Source organism: Psychrobacter immobilis (assembly GCF_904846285.1).
GTDB classification, from domain to species: Bacteria; Pseudomonadota; Gammaproteobacteria; order Pseudomonadales; family Moraxellaceae; genus Psychrobacter; species Psychrobacter immobilis_D.
Genome location: NZ_CAJHAD010000004.1, coordinates 107,839 through 124,892 on the forward strand (window position 1 = coordinate 107,839; position 17,054 = coordinate 124,892).

A 17,054-nucleotide genomic window follows, 5' to 3' on the forward strand; every position below is an offset into this window, starting at 1 on the left:
AAAATCTGTAACTTCAACTATTCAACGTACCAAAAGAACAGGTGATAATGTGCTAGCAATAATCTCCGTCGTGGTACTACCCAAAAATAAATGCTGGAGTTTAGAGCGTCCATAAGCCCCAACCACGATGATATCGATGTTATTGTCAAGCTGAAAGCCGAGTAAGCCATCAACCGCATCAAGCAGTGGCAGGTGATGGGCATCTACGCTAAAGCCTGCTGTCCTCAATTGCGTGGTAGCGTCGTCAAGGCTTTTTTTGGACGCCTCATTATCATGACCTACCATCACGATATGACCTTGCAGCCCTTGTAAAAGATTGATTTTCGCTAGCATCTGGATGGCATTCATCGCGGTTTTACTGCCATCAAACGCCACCATATACGATTGAGGTTCTTTAAACTTCTCGGAACAAATTAACACAGGTATGTTTGAGGCACGGGCAACCGTTTCGATTTGGCTACCGATATTGATTTGGCTGTTTTTATGATCTTCACCGCGGCGGCCCATGACGATAGCACGGTTTTTTGCTTGAAAGTATTCAATCGCTGGCAGCAGCTTCCCGCGGCGTTGATAGATGCAGACGTTCACGCCTTTAAAGTTAATTTGGATATGACTTTTTGCGTCTTGTACTAATGCATTGCTGTAGCTGTTTACCACCTGAGCCCGTTGCTCATCCAGCTCGGATAACTCATCGAGTAAAGACTGGCGACTATTAATGCCAATGGCGCCAGATAAATCGCGTCTGATCGAAGCTGCTACATCGCTGACGTGCAATAATGCGATCGATATGTCCAGCTTGCTTGCGTACCACGCGGCATAATCACATACTGAGCCAGTCACCGCTGAGCCATCGATACAAGCCAAAACGTGCTCTTCCGTTATCATAATCTGTCCTTAGTTTCATCTATCATCTGATAAGCGTCTTTTATCCTGATGTTGTAGATATTTTTTAACCTAAATCTCTCATAACTGTTTTTAGCTATTATCTTACCTCAAATGCCGTCATTTCAACATTAAAGCACTGTGCTTTAAATTCCTTTCCAAGAATATTTTTTTAGATATAGAACAATATTTCATTCGTTAACTCATCATGAGTAATAACTTATGATAAATAATGAAGTGCATTGCAATTATAAAACATGAGTATGACCGAATACTAATTCCGTTTTCTACAAACTTTCAAATAGGTCTGCTAGTCAATAAGCTACTCTATCTCAAAAATTCATCTATTAATTGATAGATAATAGTTATATGAATTCCTATTATTTAAAAATTATATTTATCATATTTTCTATTCTTTCTTTAAGGAATATCTTCTATTTATATTGCTTCTAATAGCTGTTATTTAATAAATGTCTGATTATAAAGGTAAAAATTTTCTTCTATCATAATGTAAATTACCAAAGAACAGAGTATAACTCAGCCCAAAGTTACTGCTTAAGACAGTCTAGAGTTCCTTAAAGTTACAATTATCTCAATAACCATTTTTAATTTCTTTAGAAGATTTTTTTAAATACTAGACAAGTATAAAATTTTTTTGGTTATATATGTTTGAAGAAAATTTAAACTAGCATTACAGAAAATTTAAAAAAGAAGATTGGATATTATCATTAATAATGAACTATTGTTAATTTTTATAATAAAATTTAATAGCCAATATCAAAACCTAAAACAATCGGCTTGTCTTTTATTGTAAAGTTGTTAATATATGACATCGTATTTTATTGCTATTTCGGTATCAAATTTATCATTATTATGAGAATTTGGTTTTAATAGGGAAGTTACTAGGAAAAAAGGTATGAGTGCAATTAATCACGAAGAGCGCGTCCGTCATGAAGGTTTACGTGAAAAAATCATGTCTGCGGAGCAAGCAGCGACATTTATCTCACATGACATGAATGTTGGAATGAGTGGTTTTACGGGAGCAGGTTATCCAAAAGCCATCCCAGCTGCATTAGCAGAGCGTATGAAAGCGGCTCAAGCACGCGGTGAAGAATTCAAAATCGGTTTATTAACCGGCGCGTCAACTGCCGCAGAATGTGATGGTGTATTGGCTGAAGCCAATGGTATCAAAATGCGCACGCCTTATCAGTCAGAAGCTGCCCTTCGTAAGCAAATTAACGCCGGCGAAACCCATTATTTTGATATGCACTTATCGCATGTCGCTCAGCAAAGCACCTTTGGTTTCTATGGTGACATGCATGTGGCGGTGGTTGAAGTGGCCGGTATTTTGCCAGATGGTCGCTTGATTCCTTCTACCTCTATCGGTACTAATAACGCATGGCTGCATAATGCTGACCAGATTATTCTTGAAGTTAATAGCCGCCAAAGCCTGTTATTAGAGGGCATGCATGATATCTTTGATGATATTGGTGTACCGCCGTATCGCAAACCGATTCCAATTACTACGCCGGGTGAGCGTGTTGGCTCGCCTTATCTAACCTGTGATTTGGATAAAGTCGTTGCCGTAGTCTTAACAGATTCACCAGACCGTAATAGCAAATTTGCTGATCCTGATGAATGCTCGAATAAAATTGCCGGTTATATTATTGACTTTTTCCATGAAGAAGTGAAAAAAGGCCGCATGCCAGCCAACTTATTGCCTATCCAATCAGGTGTAGGTAACGTTGCCAATGCGGTATTGGCAGGATTGCAAGCCAGTCCGTTTGAGAATTTAACCGGTTATACCGAAGTATTGCAAGACGGTATGTTAGATTTGATTATGTCAGGTAAAATGACCCAAGCTTCTGCAACCGCCATGTCGTTAAGCCCAGATGCATTAGACCGTTTTAACGCCAATATCGAAGAATTGCGCAAACGCATTATCTTGCGCCCACAAGAAATCACTAACCATCCTGAAGTCTCGCGTCGTCTCGGCGTGTTGGCTATCAATGCGATGATTGAGTGTGACCTTTATGGCAATGTCAACTCAACCCACGTGATGGGTACCAACATGATGAATGGTTTGGGCGGCTCTGGCGACTTTGCTCGTAACGCCTTTACCTCAATGTTTGTGAGTCCGTCGGTTGCCAAAGGTGGCGCTATCTCATGTATCACACCGATGGTGTCACACGTTGACCATACCGAGCATGATGTGATGGTAATCGTCACTGAGCAAGGTTTGGCTGATTTGCGTGGTTTATCACCGCGTCAACGCGCGCAAAAAATCATTGATAACTGTGCGCATCCAGACTATCGCCCTATGCTGCAAGATTACTATGATCGCGCTGCACAGACTGCTGGTATGCAAACGCCTCATATCCTGAGTGAAGCATTGTCTTGGCATCAACGTTATGTTGAAACCGGCGATATGCGCGTCAAAAAAGGTTTGGCTTTGGCGGTTTAAACGCTTAATTAAAAGCTTAACGCCAAAATCAGCGTTATAGCTAGCTGATGACACCATTAAAAACACCGCTTGTCTATTCAGATAAGCGGTGTTTTTTTATACTTTTATAATATCTAAAGAGAAATTTAAAAGTAAAATAAAAGTTAAGTTTATATTTTCGATAACCTCACTTGAGAGGTATGGATTTTAAATGCTTAGCTGTGGCTATTTAAATACTCAATCAACGGCTTAATGCCAGAGTCTGCAACACCAACGCCTTGGGCGACTAAGCGGCCTTCTTTATCCAAGACAGAAATCAGGTTAGAGTGGTTGATATCGCCATTATCGGCAAATTGATACTTGATATTTAAGGTATTGGCAAGCATGCGGGTACTGGCTTCATCGCTACGAATCAGGCGCCAGTTATCGCCAAGATCATTATGCTCAGCAAAATTTTTCATCACCTCGACGCTATCGCGCTCAGTGTCTAATGTCGCCAGTAAAAACTCCGTTTGCGCACGCGCTTCAGGCGTCATCTCTTTATAAATCTGTTTCATCGATTGCACTAAGATAGGGCAGGTGTGCTGGCAGCTGGTATAAGCCATCACCACTACTTGATTTTTACCCTTAAGATTATCAAGCTCAAAGGTATTGCCACGATGGTCTGTCCAGTCGCCGCCTGCCTGATAGATAGAATAATCTTGTCCCAATGCTTCTGCCGGTTCTTGCGCATTCATATCGGCATGATTCATCTGTTTATGGTCCATGTCCTTCATATCGTTATCATTATCTTTCGCTACTTTAGATTCAGAAGTAGCATCAGGTTGACTGTCTTGTGTCGTCGCCGAGTTAGGCGCGTCAGGGTTGCTACAAGCGAGTAAGCCAATACATAGTCCAGCCGCCAAGGTTAGTTTGATAGCATGAGACACATGAGATAATGAGTGAGTCGCTGTATTTTGCAATCTTGTATTTTGAATGGTTTTTATTGTTTTCATAAGACAATCCTTAAAGGCCATTAAATTTAATTGAAAATAAAAAGTAGGGTGCTAGGTTATCAAAGTAAAACGCTATGTTAAAAGGGCGCTAGGTTAAATTGGAGCGCTGTATCGAGGCAAATTAATTACTAGCACAGCGAAAACCGAGGCTGCTAACCGTGTATTTGGCTTCTAAGCTTGAGCGAAAACCATAACGCATAAAGGCCGCATAATCGCTTGGATCGACCGCACCTGCTGCGCCCGAGCCGCAGAACATCTGTTGGTTTAGGTTGCTGTCGGCACGCGATTCGCCAGTGACTAAGCTATTGTTAAAATTCTCTGTCCATTCCCAAATCAAACCATGCATGTCTTTGACGCCCCAATAGTTGGCAGGGCTTTGTCCGACATCAGCAAGTTGGTCTTTGCTACCAGACGATTTGCCATACCAATCAAGGATGCGTTGGTTGTAGCCGGCCTCTAAGCTACCATTTTTATTGGTGGTAGAAGCCTGTGCGACATATTCCCACTGTTCAACGGTTGGCAAGCGCTTGTTTTGCGCGCGGCAATACTGATTGGCGGCATACCATGACACATTGACTACAGGCTTTCGAAAATCCGCCTTTTTAGGGACAGAGATATCTTTGGTATTTAGCCAGTGCTTTAAATAACCGGCATCGGCAAAAATTGGCGCAATTGCTCGTTGGCGAAATTTTGGGTTTTCTTTTAAAAACTGATAAAACTGTATATTAGTAACTGGCAACTCATCAATTTTAAATTTATCAACTGCCACTAATGGTGAGTTTTTACTCAAATATAACGGACGATAAGTGCCCGGCTGAATGGTCAGCTCTTTTGCTTGCGCTTGCGTGCTCATAAACCCAAAGTCGGTTGTTAGGGTCAGTGCACTGACCACCAGTAGCAGTGCTACTGGGCGAGCAGTCGTATTCAGAATCTTTTGTGTGGTAATTTTTACAGTCTTGTTTTTATAAGTTTTAATGCTGCGAGTGTTGCTTTTGCGAGTGTTAGTGATGTAAGTCCATAACATAACTAATCTCCTAGTAGTCTCAAAAAAGGGCGGGGCGTATAGCAATCAATCAAGCCGTTAGTCATTTAGCTATTTAGTTAATTAACCACTATAAAAACTATCTTCTTTTGAAGCTTTATTTATCGTGACGGTGCCAAGCTCAGATTGAGTGAGACACCGTTTTGACGTAACGATAGAATATTTGGTTATTTAATTAAAATGGCTTTTCAATAGCGACTGGTCGATAAAAACCTTTTCACCAAACAGTTAATAGTATCCGTCTAAACCCTATTATTTACGAGCGGCTTTGACATCTGCTGGCGTGACTTCACCACCTTTATTGCCCCAACTATTGATGATATAAGTGACGACGTTAGCGACTTTTTCATCATCTAAGGCGACCGCTGGCATCACACTGTTGTACTCTTCACCGTTAACCGTAATTTTGCCAGTTAAGCCATGCAAAATAGCATTGATGGCACGTTTGGGGTCTTGGTTGAGATAGTCTGATTTGGCCAATGGTGGGAAGGCTTTTGGTATACCAACACCATTTAATTGGTGACAAGCTGCACAGTTGCTGGCATAAACAGACTCACCCATTTTAATTCTTTCTTGCTTGTTGGCAGCGGTCACTACGGGAGCCGGTGCATTGGTTTTGCCGAGGCTTTGCGCCGCTGAGCCTTCAGGTAAATAGACCTCTTCACGTACTTTTCCAGAGTAAATTTTTGCATTTTCAGGACCTTGAACATCGATGATACCAAGCGCCCCTTTGTTAAATGCTCGGAAAATAGAGTGGTCAACGATCACAAGCTCGCCTGGAACATCTACTTTAAACTGGGTAATAGCCGCGCCACCTGCTGGAATAAGCGTGGTTTGAACATTATGGTTTTCAGCGCTACCGCCTTCCATATTTACTTTATCAAAAATCTCACCGATGACGTGGAATGATGAAACCAAGTTAGGACCACCGTTACCAACAAACAGACGAATCGTTTCACCAACTTTCGCTTTAAGCGAGTTTTCACCTGTTAGCGCACCTACTGAACCGTTAAATAACACGTAGTCAGCTTGTTCTTTTACCGCTTTTTCCATATCAAAAGGTTGCAGCCCTTTATCACCATAGTTGCCTTTGGTGTAGAAATCGCCTTGCATCACATAGAATTCGCGATCAACTTTTGGTAAGCCTTCTTCTGGCTCAACCAAAATCAGACCATACATACCGTTTGCGATGTGCATACCAACGGGCGCTACCGCACAGTGATAAACGTATAATCCCGGTTTTAAGGCTTTAAAGTTAAACTCAGAAGTATAACCAGGAGAAGTAAACGAAGAAGCGGCACCACCCCCTGGACCTGTCACCGCGTGTAAGTCAATATTGTGCGGCATTTTCGAATCAGGATGGTTTGATAAATGAAACTCAATTTCATCACCTTGACGTACGCGAATAAATTGTCCTGGCACCTGACCGCCAAATGTCCAGAAATTATACTCAACACCATCCGCTAAACGCATGGTTTTTTCCACAGTTTCCATTTTTACGATGACTTTTGCCGCATAGTCACGATCGATGGGCGGAGGTACGTCAGGCGCATGGGTGATAATAGCGTCAATCACTGGCAACTCACCATCTTTAGTATTTGGCGCCTTGCTATCTTTGGTAGCTTGAGTGGTTTCTGCTTTGGTTGCGCTGGCTTCATCAGGGTTTGATTTATCACAACCGACCATCCCTGCTGTGCCAAGAGCGAGTAGACATGCTAGAGCAAGTTTAGAGTAGCTAAGTGATTGCTGATGAAAAGATGTTGAATTAAAAAGGCGCATAAGGCTCTCCAAAAATTGAAAATAAGTGGCTCATTTAACAAAGCTCGATTTTTATCGCTTTCGTCATCCTAATGTTTATTGTGAAGAAAAGCAAAAAACACTGTTAAAATAATAAGATTAAACAATAAAATTATAAAGATATTGAGCTTTTAAACTGGCTTCCATAAGATGTATTTTAAATGAATGTTTAAAAATAAGCGAATTATTTCTGTAAGATTTATTCACGCTTTTTATACTGGTGAGTTATAGATTTAGCTAGGTATTTTTGCGATTTGGTGTGCTAGAAGGAGGGTATTGGTTTAAGGGCTATAAGCTTTGGGAATTCTCAACGAATGCAATTTAGCAAAATGATTGCTATGAAAGTAGGCAAATAAGGTGGTTCAAACATTTCTAATTCTTTTTATTCGTATCAAATCCAACCTATGATGTTTGGTTTATTTTAATAAACAGTTAATAAAAACAAACAAGAAGCTCCTATTTACTATCAGATTTATATCATAAGGTCGTCTTAATTGTGCTTATTTTAGACTATTCATATTTCAAAATGGTTTTTTAGTAAAAACCTCATTAAGCATTTAATGTTTTGATAGCTATCAAGGAGATTAAGATGAACAGAATACCCGCAAACGTAGGATTAACCAAAGCGCGACAGGCATTATGGATAGCATTGTTCGCCGGTATTCTCGGCGTCACGGCTTGTAGCAATGAAAGAGAAGATGTGGTGGCAGATTCGACCGAAGTGACAGATGAAGTTGCCGCTGTTGAGGAGAGCGAAGCAGGCAATGATATTAATGAAGGCACAGAAGTTGTTGAAACGGGCATGACTGCAAAAACGAATGACACGACTGCAGATGGCATGGCAGCGTCGGATAATGACGGTGAGCAAAAAGCCGACGATACCGTCACTGTTAATGAAAATAACTCAAATTTAGATCAAACACCTGCAGATGGTGTGCAGTAAACAATTGAATAGCTATTAATCTGAACTCGAAATGTTGGGTATTATTGGATGTTATAATGATATTATTCAATCATAGGCTTTAAAGATAACAGTTAAAGAAAATAAAAAAACTGAGTGAAATAAGAAAAGCCCACTGACAAAATCAGTGGGCTTTTCTTATTTATATAGCAGACACTCATGTCTTGACTGCACTTGACTGCACTTAGACTGCCCAGCAAGAACAACCAAAAGCGCCGAAAAAGTCTTTAAAGTTAGATACCGGTGCTTTCGAAGTCCACGCTTTGGCATGGTTGTGACCATGCAGCGTACAAGCACTGGCACAGCCGCAAGACATCGCTGCTTGATTCATAAGTGGCGCTAGGGAGTTTCTACCAGCGCCTTCAGGCTCGCCCCATGCACCGTAACCACCATATTGATTGACTGGCGACCAATCCGGCATCGCCGGTGGTAGTGGGGTGTCATAACCTGAGAACTCACCATCGGCATAGACAACTTTGCCACCAACAACCGTCATATTTGAGGTTAAGTAAGCAATCTCGTTTTCTGCCACGCTAAAGAAATCTTTACTTGGGACGATAAAATCCGCCAAATGTCCGACTTCGATGCGACCACGTTCGCCTTCTTGGTTAGCAAACCAAGCGACCTTTTCGGTCCACATCCTTAGTGCCGTCTCGCGATCAACGAGATTGTCTTGCTCATAAAGCTTCATACCGCCAACAGTCTTGCCAGTAATTAACCATGCTAACGATACCCAAGGGTTATAAGAGGCGACGCGTGTGGCATCGGTACCGGCAGAGACATTGACACCGCTATCTAACATTTGCTTAACAGGTGGGGTATTGGCCGCTGCCGCTGTGCCATAGCGCTCGGCGAAATACTCACCTTGATAGGCCATACGGTGCTGGACAGCAATCCCGCCACCAAGCTCAGCGATACGGTCGATATTGCGCTGTGAGATGGTTTCGGCATGGTCAAAGAACCAGTTTAAACCATCAATAGGAATATCTTGATGCACCTTTTCAAATACATTTAACGAGCGCTCAATGGTTTCATCATAAGTGGCATGCATGCGCCATGGCCATTTATTCTGTGCCAAAATTCGTACTACTTCTTCAAGGTCGCCTTCCATTTCTGGCGGCATCTCTGGACGTGGTTGGCGGAAATCTTCAAAATCTGCTGCTGAAAATACCAACATTTCACCCGCCCCATTATGACGGAAGTAATCATCACCTTGCTTGTAATTAGTAGTTTGCGTCCAATTTAAGAAGTCTTCTTTCTCTTCTTTTGGCTTTTGGGTGAATAAGTTATACGCCATGCGTACGGTCAGCAGATTGTCGTCATTGAGTTTTTGTACCACTTCATAGTCGTCAGGGAAATTCTGTGAACCACCGCCAGCGTCAATAATGCCTGTAACCCCTAAGCGGTTTAGCTCACGCATAAAATGACGCGTAGAGTTCACTTGGTAGTCAAAGGGAAGCTTTGGACCTTTGGCTAGGGTGGCGTACAAGATAGTAGCATTCGGCTGAGCGAGCAGCAAACCAGTCGGATTGCCATTGGCATCACGTTGAATCTGACCACCTGGCGGTTCTGGCGTGTCTTTGGTATAACCAACGGTACGCAGCGCTGCGGCATTAAGTAGGGCGCGATCATATAAATGTAGAATAAAAACCGGCGTATCTGGTGAAATGGCGTTAATTTCGTCTAACGTTGGTAAGCGCTTTTCGACAAATTGATTTTCGGTAAAACCGCCAACGATACGTACCCACTGCGGCGAAGGTGTTTTATCCACTTGTGCCTTTAGCATAGACATGGCGTCTGCTAATGAGCGTACCCCATCCCAGCGCAGCTCCATATTATAGTTGAGACCACCACGAATCACGTGCGTATGGTTGTCGAACAGACCCGGTATCACGCTACGACCATTGAGGTTAATGACCTTGGTATTGGCACCAGCCAGTTCTCTGATGTCTTTGTCGTTACCAACAGCAATAAAGCGATCATCTTTAATCGCCACCGCACTAGCAGAAGGTTTGGCGCGATCCAACGTCGTCATTTTGCCGTTATAATAAATAATGTCAGGGCTTGTCATAATATTATCCTAGTAAAGGTAAGAGAATTCCTTATCACAGCAGTTGGCCTTTTTTGCCAGTAACAGCAAGTAAAGGCTTGAAGCTATCTTTAACGTACTATTGCTCAACATCGTGTTTTCCACAAAGCCACTTCTTAGCGTCTTGTCATTTTAAAAGCGATTCATCGTTTTTTATGTCTTTTGCAATCGATACGATTTTAGGGTGTCGAGTGGCAGGTGTGTCAATTGGCGTTGCTATCTTCTCAGCGCTAAAAGGGTTGTCAGCAACCAGCTGCTTGCCAAACGGTATCATTTGTTCGCCTATTAACATTCCTAATAATCCAATCAATGCAGCGACAGGTGGCGCAGGTGAGCGTACCTGTAGCACCCCATAAAGTAAGCCTGCAAGAATACCGACAACCAATGAGATAATATAAATTTTCATATGCTTAACGTTTCTAATGAAGGGTTATAGCCTCTGATATCGGCTTAATCGGTTTTAATTTTTGCTTGGTTAAGACTTAGTTAAGTTCAAGCATAGTTAAGTAAAGGCTTTACTAAAAATTTGGACAAAATTAAGTCTTAACCAAGCTGAGTTGCTATTAGTTTTTAAAACCAATATTATTTTTTTAGCAGCGCAGGGTTCGGACCGATACTACCGATAGACTGAGCGCGGGCAGGGGCTTTATGTACCATCGTATATGCATAATCAACACCCATACCATAAGCACCAGAATGCTCTCTGACGATGTCCATCACCGCATCATAAGTGGCTTTATTGGCCCAATCACGTTGCCACTCTAATAGCACTTGTTGCCAAGTCACTGGAATCACGCCTGCTTGCATCATACGCTCCATCGCGTATTGGTGGGCTTCAACAGAAGTACCACCAGACGCATCCGCCACCATATAGATTTCATAATCAGTGTCTTGCATGCATGATAATGCAAAAGATAAGTTGCAGACCTCAGTCCATAGGCCAGATACCACGATTTTTTTACGACCATTGGCAGCATGTTTTGCCAAGGCATCACGGACGTTTTGATCATCCCAAGAGTTCATTGAAGAACGCTCAAGGGTTTCATTTTCAGGAAAAACGCTTAGCAGTTCAGGAAAGGTATTACCAGAAAAGCTGGCTGTTTCAACCGCCGTGATAGTCGCCGGAATATTGAAAGTTTTAGCGGCTTTTGCTAAGCCAACGACGTTATTTTTTAAGCTTTGACGATCGATTGACTGTACGCCAAATGCCATCTGTGGCTGTTGATCAATAAAGATGATTTGGCTGTTTTGTGGGTTCAACAACTCTAGAAGATTCTTAGACATCTCGACATTCCTTTTAATGGGCTGAAGTTAACTACACTTAATCATTGATAATTATCAATAAAGGTATATTAGCTGTTGATGGCAGGCGGATAAATAGCATTATTTACAAATGTAATTTCTCATTTAAAGAACAGTTCATTATAAAAATATAAAGAAGCCATAAAAAAACGCCATACTAACCAGCATGGCGTTTCTATTATTTGGACGATAAAATTATCAAGATTTTAGACGTTTTTAATGATTTCTTTCGTAGGCTGCCACGTGCTCTTTAATAAGTGAAGAGTACAGTAAGGATATGTCTTAAGTACCAGTCGCTTCTTTTAATGTCTGCTTATCACGCATTTTTATCGCTGCATATAGCACTGACAGGATAAAGGGTGCAATCGCCCATAAACCAATGTAGATATATAGCACGGCGCCAACAAATGCGCCTATCGTAAAGCTGGCTACCAAGGTAAAGCTGTGTCTGAGGCTGTCCATATTGCAATTGTTGCGGTCGAAGACATAATCTGATAAATCAATACCTAGCTGCGTGGTATTACCCGTCATCAAAAGCGTTGGTTTCATTTTACCCATCACACTTTTGCCAGCGGTATTACGAATCGCAAAGGCGGTCAAACCTAAGAAACCGGTAAAGGCGACCTCTAATGTACCTGCCTGCTCAAAAGGTCCAAAGTAAACAGCAGAGGCTAAGAAAGCCAATAAAAATATCACCTCAGCGAACAGTAAGTTACTTAAAATGGGCTTATTGGCACTGGTGATATTGATCATACGTTTGGTTATAATCACGGTAATCAAAAATACCGGCAATGCGCCGAGTTTGACCCATAAACCATCGCCGCCTTTGACCAAGCCACCACCAGCCATCACCAAGTTACCTGTGACGTGGTTGGTAAAGAAGCCGAGTAGGCCGATAAAACCAATGGTATCAATTGCGCCGCCCACGGTAGTCAACATGACTGGAATCTGATAGCGCTGCCAAAATGTGAGCTTCGCCGCTGAGTCTTTGTCTTTCATGCTATCGTTTGCCTCTGGATTAGCCATGCCGTTCTCCTATAAAGTTGCTCTATTTACTGACGGATTTCTATCAACTTTGATGGTCTTAACTTATCTGTCAGATGCTCAGCAATATGGCTATCAAGTGAGCCAATGCGCCGCTACTTAATAGGTTGGGTCTTTAGTAGCAGGACCATAAGTTGTACACATAGTAAAGGGTCAGCTTAATGAGATAAATAACCGTTATTGCAAATATAAGTTCTGATTTAGATAACAATCATAAAATAGGCTAGATGAAAGTAAGTAAAAAGGTATTAAAGGAATTTTGGCAAAACTTCATAGAATAAAGTTGTATAGATATCAAATAAGTCAGATTAGGCGAGAGAAGGTAGGGTTTTACAGTGTAATAGTATTGATTTAGCCATTAAAAAAACCGATCTGTTAGCAGACCGGTTTTTAAGTATGATTATATTTATAGGTATGTTTATGCTTATATTCGAATGATAATTATTCGAGATAGCTTTTAAGTGCGAGATATTTAGCGACTGGTAAAGGTGATGGTCTTAGCGCCATTAGTAGATGGCTGGCTAATCGTTACTTTGCTGTCTAAAATATCGCCGCGCGCATCGATTTTATAGCATTCTGACGAGCTGCCATTAGGATCGTTACTGAGTAGTAAGTTAGCTGAAGTCTCTATACAAAACCACGCGGTATTATTACTGTCTCTTGTTAAAGACCAATCCTGGTTATAGGTGCCTATTTTTTGACGCATACTTCTATCAGCATAGACGTCCTCTTTAATCAATTTGCTAGAGGAGCCAACCGTTGTCATTTTGGGAATGGTCGTGGTCTGATTCGACAGTGAATACTTACCTGAGCTATCAGTAAAGCCATGGAATACCAATGGATTAAGGGTAAAGTAGTTAATGGCGACTGATTGATCAGTGACTTGATTGTTGACTTTGTTGATGGTATTTACTTCAGCGCCTTGTACTTGTTTATTATTAAATACCATGCTGCCTTTGGGCGTGACTTTGATATCAGCAGATGCCGTTTGATTGCCGACGTTCGCCACTAAGCTTTGACTGCGAGCTTTGGTATAGATATTGAGCATGGTCGCTTCAACGGGATATTGAGTGACAATATTGTTTGAATTGCCCGTTGTGGTGCCGCCTTTCATACCGCCCGCACAAGCGCTTAAGCCTACTGATACAGCGACAAGTAATCCTAATTTTTTCATGGTTTATTTCCTCGATTTATTTAACCGCAATTTATTTAATAAGTTATAGACCTATCTACTATAGTCGAATTTTTAAACGATAACATCTGCTATGTATGCCTGTGCCTGCTATCCTTACATCATTATAACAACCGATTATTTTGTAGAAATTTATTGTATAAATGAGCGGTAAAAATACCTATAGTCAAAACATCCTAAAAACGCTACGGTATTGCTGATATCAATTTTTTGTAGCCTCTATCTGCGCAGGCACAGCAAGCAAGAAAAATTGATATCAGTAGTGCGTGATGTATCGATATTGCTTTTCACTGACTATAGCCAATTAAAAAATCATAAATAATTGTTTTTGCTGCTCATACTTCCTTAGTCTGTTATCATTTCGACCTGCAAAAATGACAGTTATCTTCTATAAGCACCATTCGTTAGGACGCTAAAATGATCGTCAAGCAAAAGCCAAGCGCCATCAAACTGCTTTTTACCTTACGTGGCTCCATTCTGCCAAAGGTCTATCCGCAGATTTTGCTCATTAGTCTGATTAGTGCCTTTATCACCAATATCCAGCATGGATTTCCCAGTTCTTTTTCTTCTTATAGCGTTGCGCCATTTACCTTGCTTGGGATTGCGTTATCGTTGTTTTTAGGCTTTCGTAACAATGCCAGTTATCAACGCTGGTGGGAAGCTCGAGGGCTGTGGGGTCAATTGGTTTATGATACGCGCAGCTTTACCCGCCAAGTGCTGTCTTATATAGGTGATGAGAGTAAAGAGGGTCAAGATAGTAAGGAAGAGCGAGAAAACGAAGAAGGAAGAGAAAGTGAGAAAGGGCGCGATAGCCAACGCCGATTGGTGTATCTGAGCATCGCTTTTACCCATGCCTTACGCCACCGACTGCGTGACAGCTCGCCTTGGCAAGATGTCGAGCGTTTTGTCGAACCTATCCATCATGCCAGTATGCAGCAAGCACAAAATTTGCCGGATTATCTGCTGCGTTTGCTCGGTAAGGAGCTTGGATATTGTCGGCGGCAGCGTTTGACCTCAGAGCATATGGTGCAAAATATGGATGAGCGCCTAAATTCGATGACGGTGGTTTTATCGGCTTGCGAGCGTATCTATAGCACACCATTGCCGTTTGCTTATACGCTATTGGTGCATCGCACGACATATCTATATTGCTTTATGCTGCCTTTTGGTTTGGTTTCTTCTTTAGGCTGGGTGACGCCGCTAATTTGCGGCGTCATTGCTTATACCTTTTTTGGTTTGGATGCGTTGAGTGAAGAGTTGGAAGAGCCTTTTGGTTTGGCTGCCAACCAATTACCACTGACGGCTTTATCACGTAATATCGAGATTAATTTGCTAGAAGCCTTGGGCGAAACTGAGCTGCCACCTAATATCATCGCTAAAAATGGCTATTTGCAATAAGCTATTTTCGACCAATTATCTGTCATAAATAGCGGCTGCGGCAGCATAATATATGCCATAAAAAAACCACTCGATTGAGCGGTCTTTTTCATTTTACATTGTCATCATTACTGTTAAATGCCGTTTAAAAAGGTTAATAGCGTTTGTTGTTGCGTGGCAGGTAATTGCTTAAAGCGTGTGCAGGCTTGAGTTAATCGTCTTCCAGCCAAAGAAATAAAGACCTTAACAAGCCCTCAATTCAATCGACAGTCATCTAAATGGCTTCAGCAAGCTATTTACTATGATTGCTCATACTAGCATCAGTTGTTTGCTGGACGATTTGTTCGACTTGTATAAAATCTGTATGCCGCACATCTTTGCCGCTGGTGCAAAAGATAACCAGCTCAGCAACGTTTTTAGCGTGATCGCCCACCCGTTCTAGGGCGCGTAATACCCAAAGTATGTTAATCACTTTGGACACATGGCGGCTGTCTTCCATAATATAGGTCATCAAGGCTCGAGTGGCAGATTGGTACTCTTCATTAACCGCTGTATCACTTTGCAATACCGAAAACGCTTGCTGAGGATTCATATGCGAAAAGGCGTTAATCGCATCAAGCAGCATCAGGCGCACCTGATTGGATAAATGCTGAACCTCTGAATAGCCTCTTGGTGAGGCCCCATCTTCAATCAATTTACAGGCCATACGGGCAATTTTTTCTGCTTCATCGCCCACACGTTCAAAGTCAACAATACCTTTACTAAGCGCCATGACTAAGCGCAAATCATTGGCGGCTGGCTGGCGCTTGGCGACTAATAAAATGATTTGTTCGTCGATTTTAATCTCTAGCTGATTGATCAGATGGTCATCTTCAATCACTTTTTTTGCGGTCGCCTCATCTGCGGCTATCAAGGCGCGTGTCGCAACCATGACTTGCTCTGCTGCCATATGACCCATTTGCATAAACAGCTCAATCACGTCATGTAAGTCATTATCAAAACTCTTTGATAAATGCTTTGCCGTTATCGCCATGCTTACCTCCTTAATCGAATCAGTCTTAATCGTATTGGTGTTGCTCATAAAAATATTGCCAAAATGAGTAGCGTGATAAATGACCACTACAAACAACTTCTCTAAATAAATAGCAAATTAGCCATAACGACCGGTAATATAATCTTCAGTCGCTTTTTGTGCTGGGTTGGTGAATATTTGATCTGTTTCACCCATTTCTACCATGTCTCCCAAATACATATAAGCGGTGTAGTCAGAGACGCGCGCGGCCTGCTGCATATTGTGGGTGACGATAGCAATGGTATAGTCGTTTTTTAAATCGGTAATCAAATCTTCAATCGCGCCAGTAGAGATGGGGTCGAGCGCTGACGTTGGCTCATCTAATAGCAAGACTTCAGGTTTCGTTGCTACTCCGCGGGCAATACAAAGTCGCTGCTGTTGACCGCCAGATAATGACAATCCTGACGCTTTAAGTTTATCTTTGACTTCCAGCCATAACGCTGCTTTTTTGAGTGCCCACTCGACACGTTCATCCATCTCTGCTTTGCTCAGCTTTTCATAGAGACGGACGCCAAATGCGACGTTGTCATAAATGGACATCGGGAAGGGTGTGGGTTTTTGAAAGACCATACCGACACGCGCACGCAGCAAATTGACATCCATGTCTTTGGCCAAAATATTTTGGCCATCAAGGGTAATTTGACCTTCAGCATGCATACTCGGATACAAGTCATACATACGGTTAAAGGTACGTAGCAGCGTTGATTTACCGCAGCCTGAGGGACCAATAAAAGCGGTAACCTTTTTTTCTGGAATATCGATATTGATGTTTTTTAACGCTTGAAAATCACCATAATAAAAGTCCAAATCACGAATGGTAATCTTGGCAGGTGGCATGTTGTCGGGCATGTCTGCCAT

At 41.9% G+C, this 17,054-nt stretch carries 14 protein-coding genes; 3 read left to right on the plus strand and 11 right to left on the minus strand.

The window, feature by feature from the left end; translation table 11 throughout:
* Positions 1 to 21: 21 nt before the first annotated feature.
* Complete coding sequence (locus JMX13_RS04225; RefSeq protein WP_201609919.1) at positions 22 to 885, minus strand: universal stress protein; 864 nt, start codon at positions 883 to 885, stop codon at positions 22 to 24.
* A 913-nt stretch (positions 886 to 1,798) separates the two neighbouring features.
* On the opposite strand from JMX13_RS04225, the gene JMX13_RS04230 reads away from it, so the two are divergent.
* Positions 1,799 to 3,346: an acetyl-CoA hydrolase/transferase family protein gene (locus JMX13_RS04230; RefSeq protein WP_201609921.1), complete on the plus strand. Its 1,548-nt coding sequence runs from the start codon at positions 1,799 to 1,801 to the stop codon at positions 3,344 to 3,346.
* A gap of 194 nt (positions 3,347 to 3,540) precedes the next feature.
* Here JMX13_RS04230 and JMX13_RS04235 read toward each other — a convergent pair whose 3' ends face one another.
* From JMX13_RS04235 to nirK, 3 genes are all read right to left on the minus strand, one after another.
* Positions 3,541 to 4,320 carry an SCO family protein gene (locus tag JMX13_RS04235; RefSeq protein ID WP_201609923.1) on the minus strand — a complete coding sequence of 260 codons (780 nt, stop codon included), beginning with the start codon at positions 4,318 to 4,320 and terminating at the stop codon, positions 3,541 to 3,543.
* A gap of 121 nt (positions 4,321 to 4,441) precedes the next feature.
* Positions 4,442 to 5,344, minus strand: coding sequence for a formylglycine-generating enzyme family protein (locus JMX13_RS04240; RefSeq protein ID WP_201609925.1), 903 nt, complete (start codon positions 5,342 to 5,344; stop codon positions 4,442 to 4,444).
* A gap of 270 nt (positions 5,345 to 5,614) precedes the next feature.
* The gene (gene nirK / locus JMX13_RS04245) at positions 5,615 to 7,141 is read right to left on the minus strand and encodes a copper-containing nitrite reductase (RefSeq protein WP_265088389.1); all 1,527 of its coding nucleotides are present in this window, start codon (positions 7,139 to 7,141) and stop codon (positions 5,615 to 5,617) included.
* Between the two features lie 607 nt (positions 7,142 to 7,748).
* Between nirK and JMX13_RS04250 the strand changes: the two genes are divergently transcribed.
* Complete coding sequence (locus JMX13_RS04250; protein WP_201609927.1) at positions 7,749 to 8,102, plus strand: hypothetical protein; 354 nt, start codon at positions 7,749 to 7,751, stop codon at positions 8,100 to 8,102.
* Positions 8,103 to 8,304: 202 nt separating this feature from the next.
* On the opposite strand, the gene JMX13_RS04255 is transcribed toward JMX13_RS04250, so the two are convergent.
* From JMX13_RS04255 to JMX13_RS04275, 5 genes are all read right to left on the minus strand, one after another.
* Complete coding sequence (locus JMX13_RS04255) at positions 8,305 to 10,191, minus strand: amidohydrolase (protein WP_201609929.1); 1,887 nt, start codon at positions 10,189 to 10,191, stop codon at positions 8,305 to 8,307.
* A 145-nt stretch (positions 10,192 to 10,336) separates the two neighbouring features.
* Positions 10,337 to 10,615: a DUF1427 family protein gene (locus JMX13_RS04260; RefSeq protein WP_201609931.1), complete on the minus strand. Its 279-nt coding sequence runs from the start codon at positions 10,613 to 10,615 to the stop codon at positions 10,337 to 10,339.
* 176 nt (positions 10,616 to 10,791) lie between these two features.
* A complete protein-coding gene (locus tag JMX13_RS04265) occupies positions 10,792 to 11,493 on the minus strand; it encodes a hydrolase (protein WP_201542974.1) in 702 nt (233 codons plus the stop codon).
* Between the two features lie 300 nt (positions 11,494 to 11,793).
* A complete protein-coding gene (locus tag JMX13_RS04270) occupies positions 11,794 to 12,510 on the minus strand; it encodes a YoaK family protein (RefSeq protein WP_201610044.1) in 717 nt (238 codons plus the stop codon).
* A 517-nt stretch (positions 12,511 to 13,027) separates the two neighbouring features.
* Entirely contained in the window at positions 13,028 to 13,729 is a 702-nt protein-coding gene (locus JMX13_RS04275) for a hypothetical protein (RefSeq protein ID WP_201609934.1), read from the minus strand.
* Positions 13,730 to 14,164: 435 nt separating this feature from the next.
* On the opposite strand from JMX13_RS04275, the gene JMX13_RS04280 reads away from it, so the two are divergent.
* Positions 14,165 to 15,145: a bestrophin family protein gene (locus JMX13_RS04280; RefSeq protein ID WP_201609936.1), complete on the plus strand. Its 981-nt coding sequence runs from the start codon at positions 14,165 to 14,167 to the stop codon at positions 15,143 to 15,145.
* A gap of 271 nt (positions 15,146 to 15,416) precedes the next feature.
* On the opposite strand, the gene phoU is transcribed toward JMX13_RS04280, so the two are convergent.
* Together phoU and pstB are read right to left on the minus strand one after the other, a co-directional pair.
* A complete protein-coding gene (phoU, locus tag JMX13_RS04285) occupies positions 15,417 to 16,157 on the minus strand; it encodes a phosphate signaling complex protein PhoU (RefSeq protein ID WP_201610046.1) in 741 nt (246 codons plus the stop codon).
* A gap of 117 nt (positions 16,158 to 16,274) precedes the next feature.
* Positions 16,275 to 17,054, minus strand: a complete 780-nt coding sequence (gene pstB / locus JMX13_RS04290) for a phosphate ABC transporter ATP-binding protein PstB (protein ID WP_082894397.1) — start codon at positions 17,052 to 17,054, stop codon at positions 16,275 to 16,277.

Coding starts and splice junctions, on each gene's coding strand:
- JMX13_RS04225 (WP_201609919.1), bottom strand. CDS start 885: ATGATAACGGAAGAGCACGTTTTGGCTTGTATCGATGGCTCAGCGGTG.
- JMX13_RS04230 (WP_201609921.1), top strand. CDS start 1,799: ATGAGTGCAATTAATCACGAAGAGCGCGTCCGTCATGAAGGTTTACGT.
- JMX13_RS04235 (WP_201609923.1), bottom strand. CDS start 4,320: ATGAAAACAATAAAAACCATTCAAAATACAAGATTGCAAAATACAGCG.
- JMX13_RS04240 (WP_201609925.1), bottom strand. CDS start 5,344: ATGTTATGGACTTACATCACTAACACTCGCAAAAGCAACACTCGCAGC.
- nirK (WP_265088389.1), bottom strand. CDS start 7,141: ATGCGCCTTTTTAATTCAACATCTTTTCATCAGCAATCACTTAGCTAC.
- JMX13_RS04250 (WP_201609927.1), top strand. CDS start 7,749: ATGAACAGAATACCCGCAAACGTAGGATTAACCAAAGCGCGACAGGCA.
- JMX13_RS04255 (WP_201609929.1), bottom strand. CDS start 10,191: ATGACAAGCCCTGACATTATTTATTATAACGGCAAAATGACGACGTTG.
- JMX13_RS04260 (WP_201609931.1), bottom strand. CDS start 10,615: ATGAAAATTTATATTATCTCATTGGTTGTCGGTATTCTTGCAGGCTTA.
- JMX13_RS04265 (WP_201542974.1), bottom strand. CDS start 11,493: ATGTCTAAGAATCTTCTAGAGTTGTTGAACCCACAAAACAGCCAAATC.
- JMX13_RS04270 (WP_201610044.1), bottom strand. CDS start 12,510: ATGAAAGACAAAGACTCAGCGGCGAAGCTCACATTTTGGCAGCGCTAT.
- JMX13_RS04275 (WP_201609934.1), bottom strand. CDS start 13,729: ATGAAAAAATTAGGATTACTTGTCGCTGTATCAGTAGGCTTAAGCGCT.
- JMX13_RS04280 (WP_201609936.1), top strand. CDS start 14,165: ATGATCGTCAAGCAAAAGCCAAGCGCCATCAAACTGCTTTTTACCTTA.
- phoU (WP_201610046.1), bottom strand. CDS start 16,157: ATGGCGATAACGGCAAAGCATTTATCAAAGAGTTTTGATAATGACTTA.
- pstB (WP_082894397.1), bottom strand. CDS start 17,054: ATGGCAGACATGCCCGACAACATGCCACCTGCCAAGATTACCATTCGT.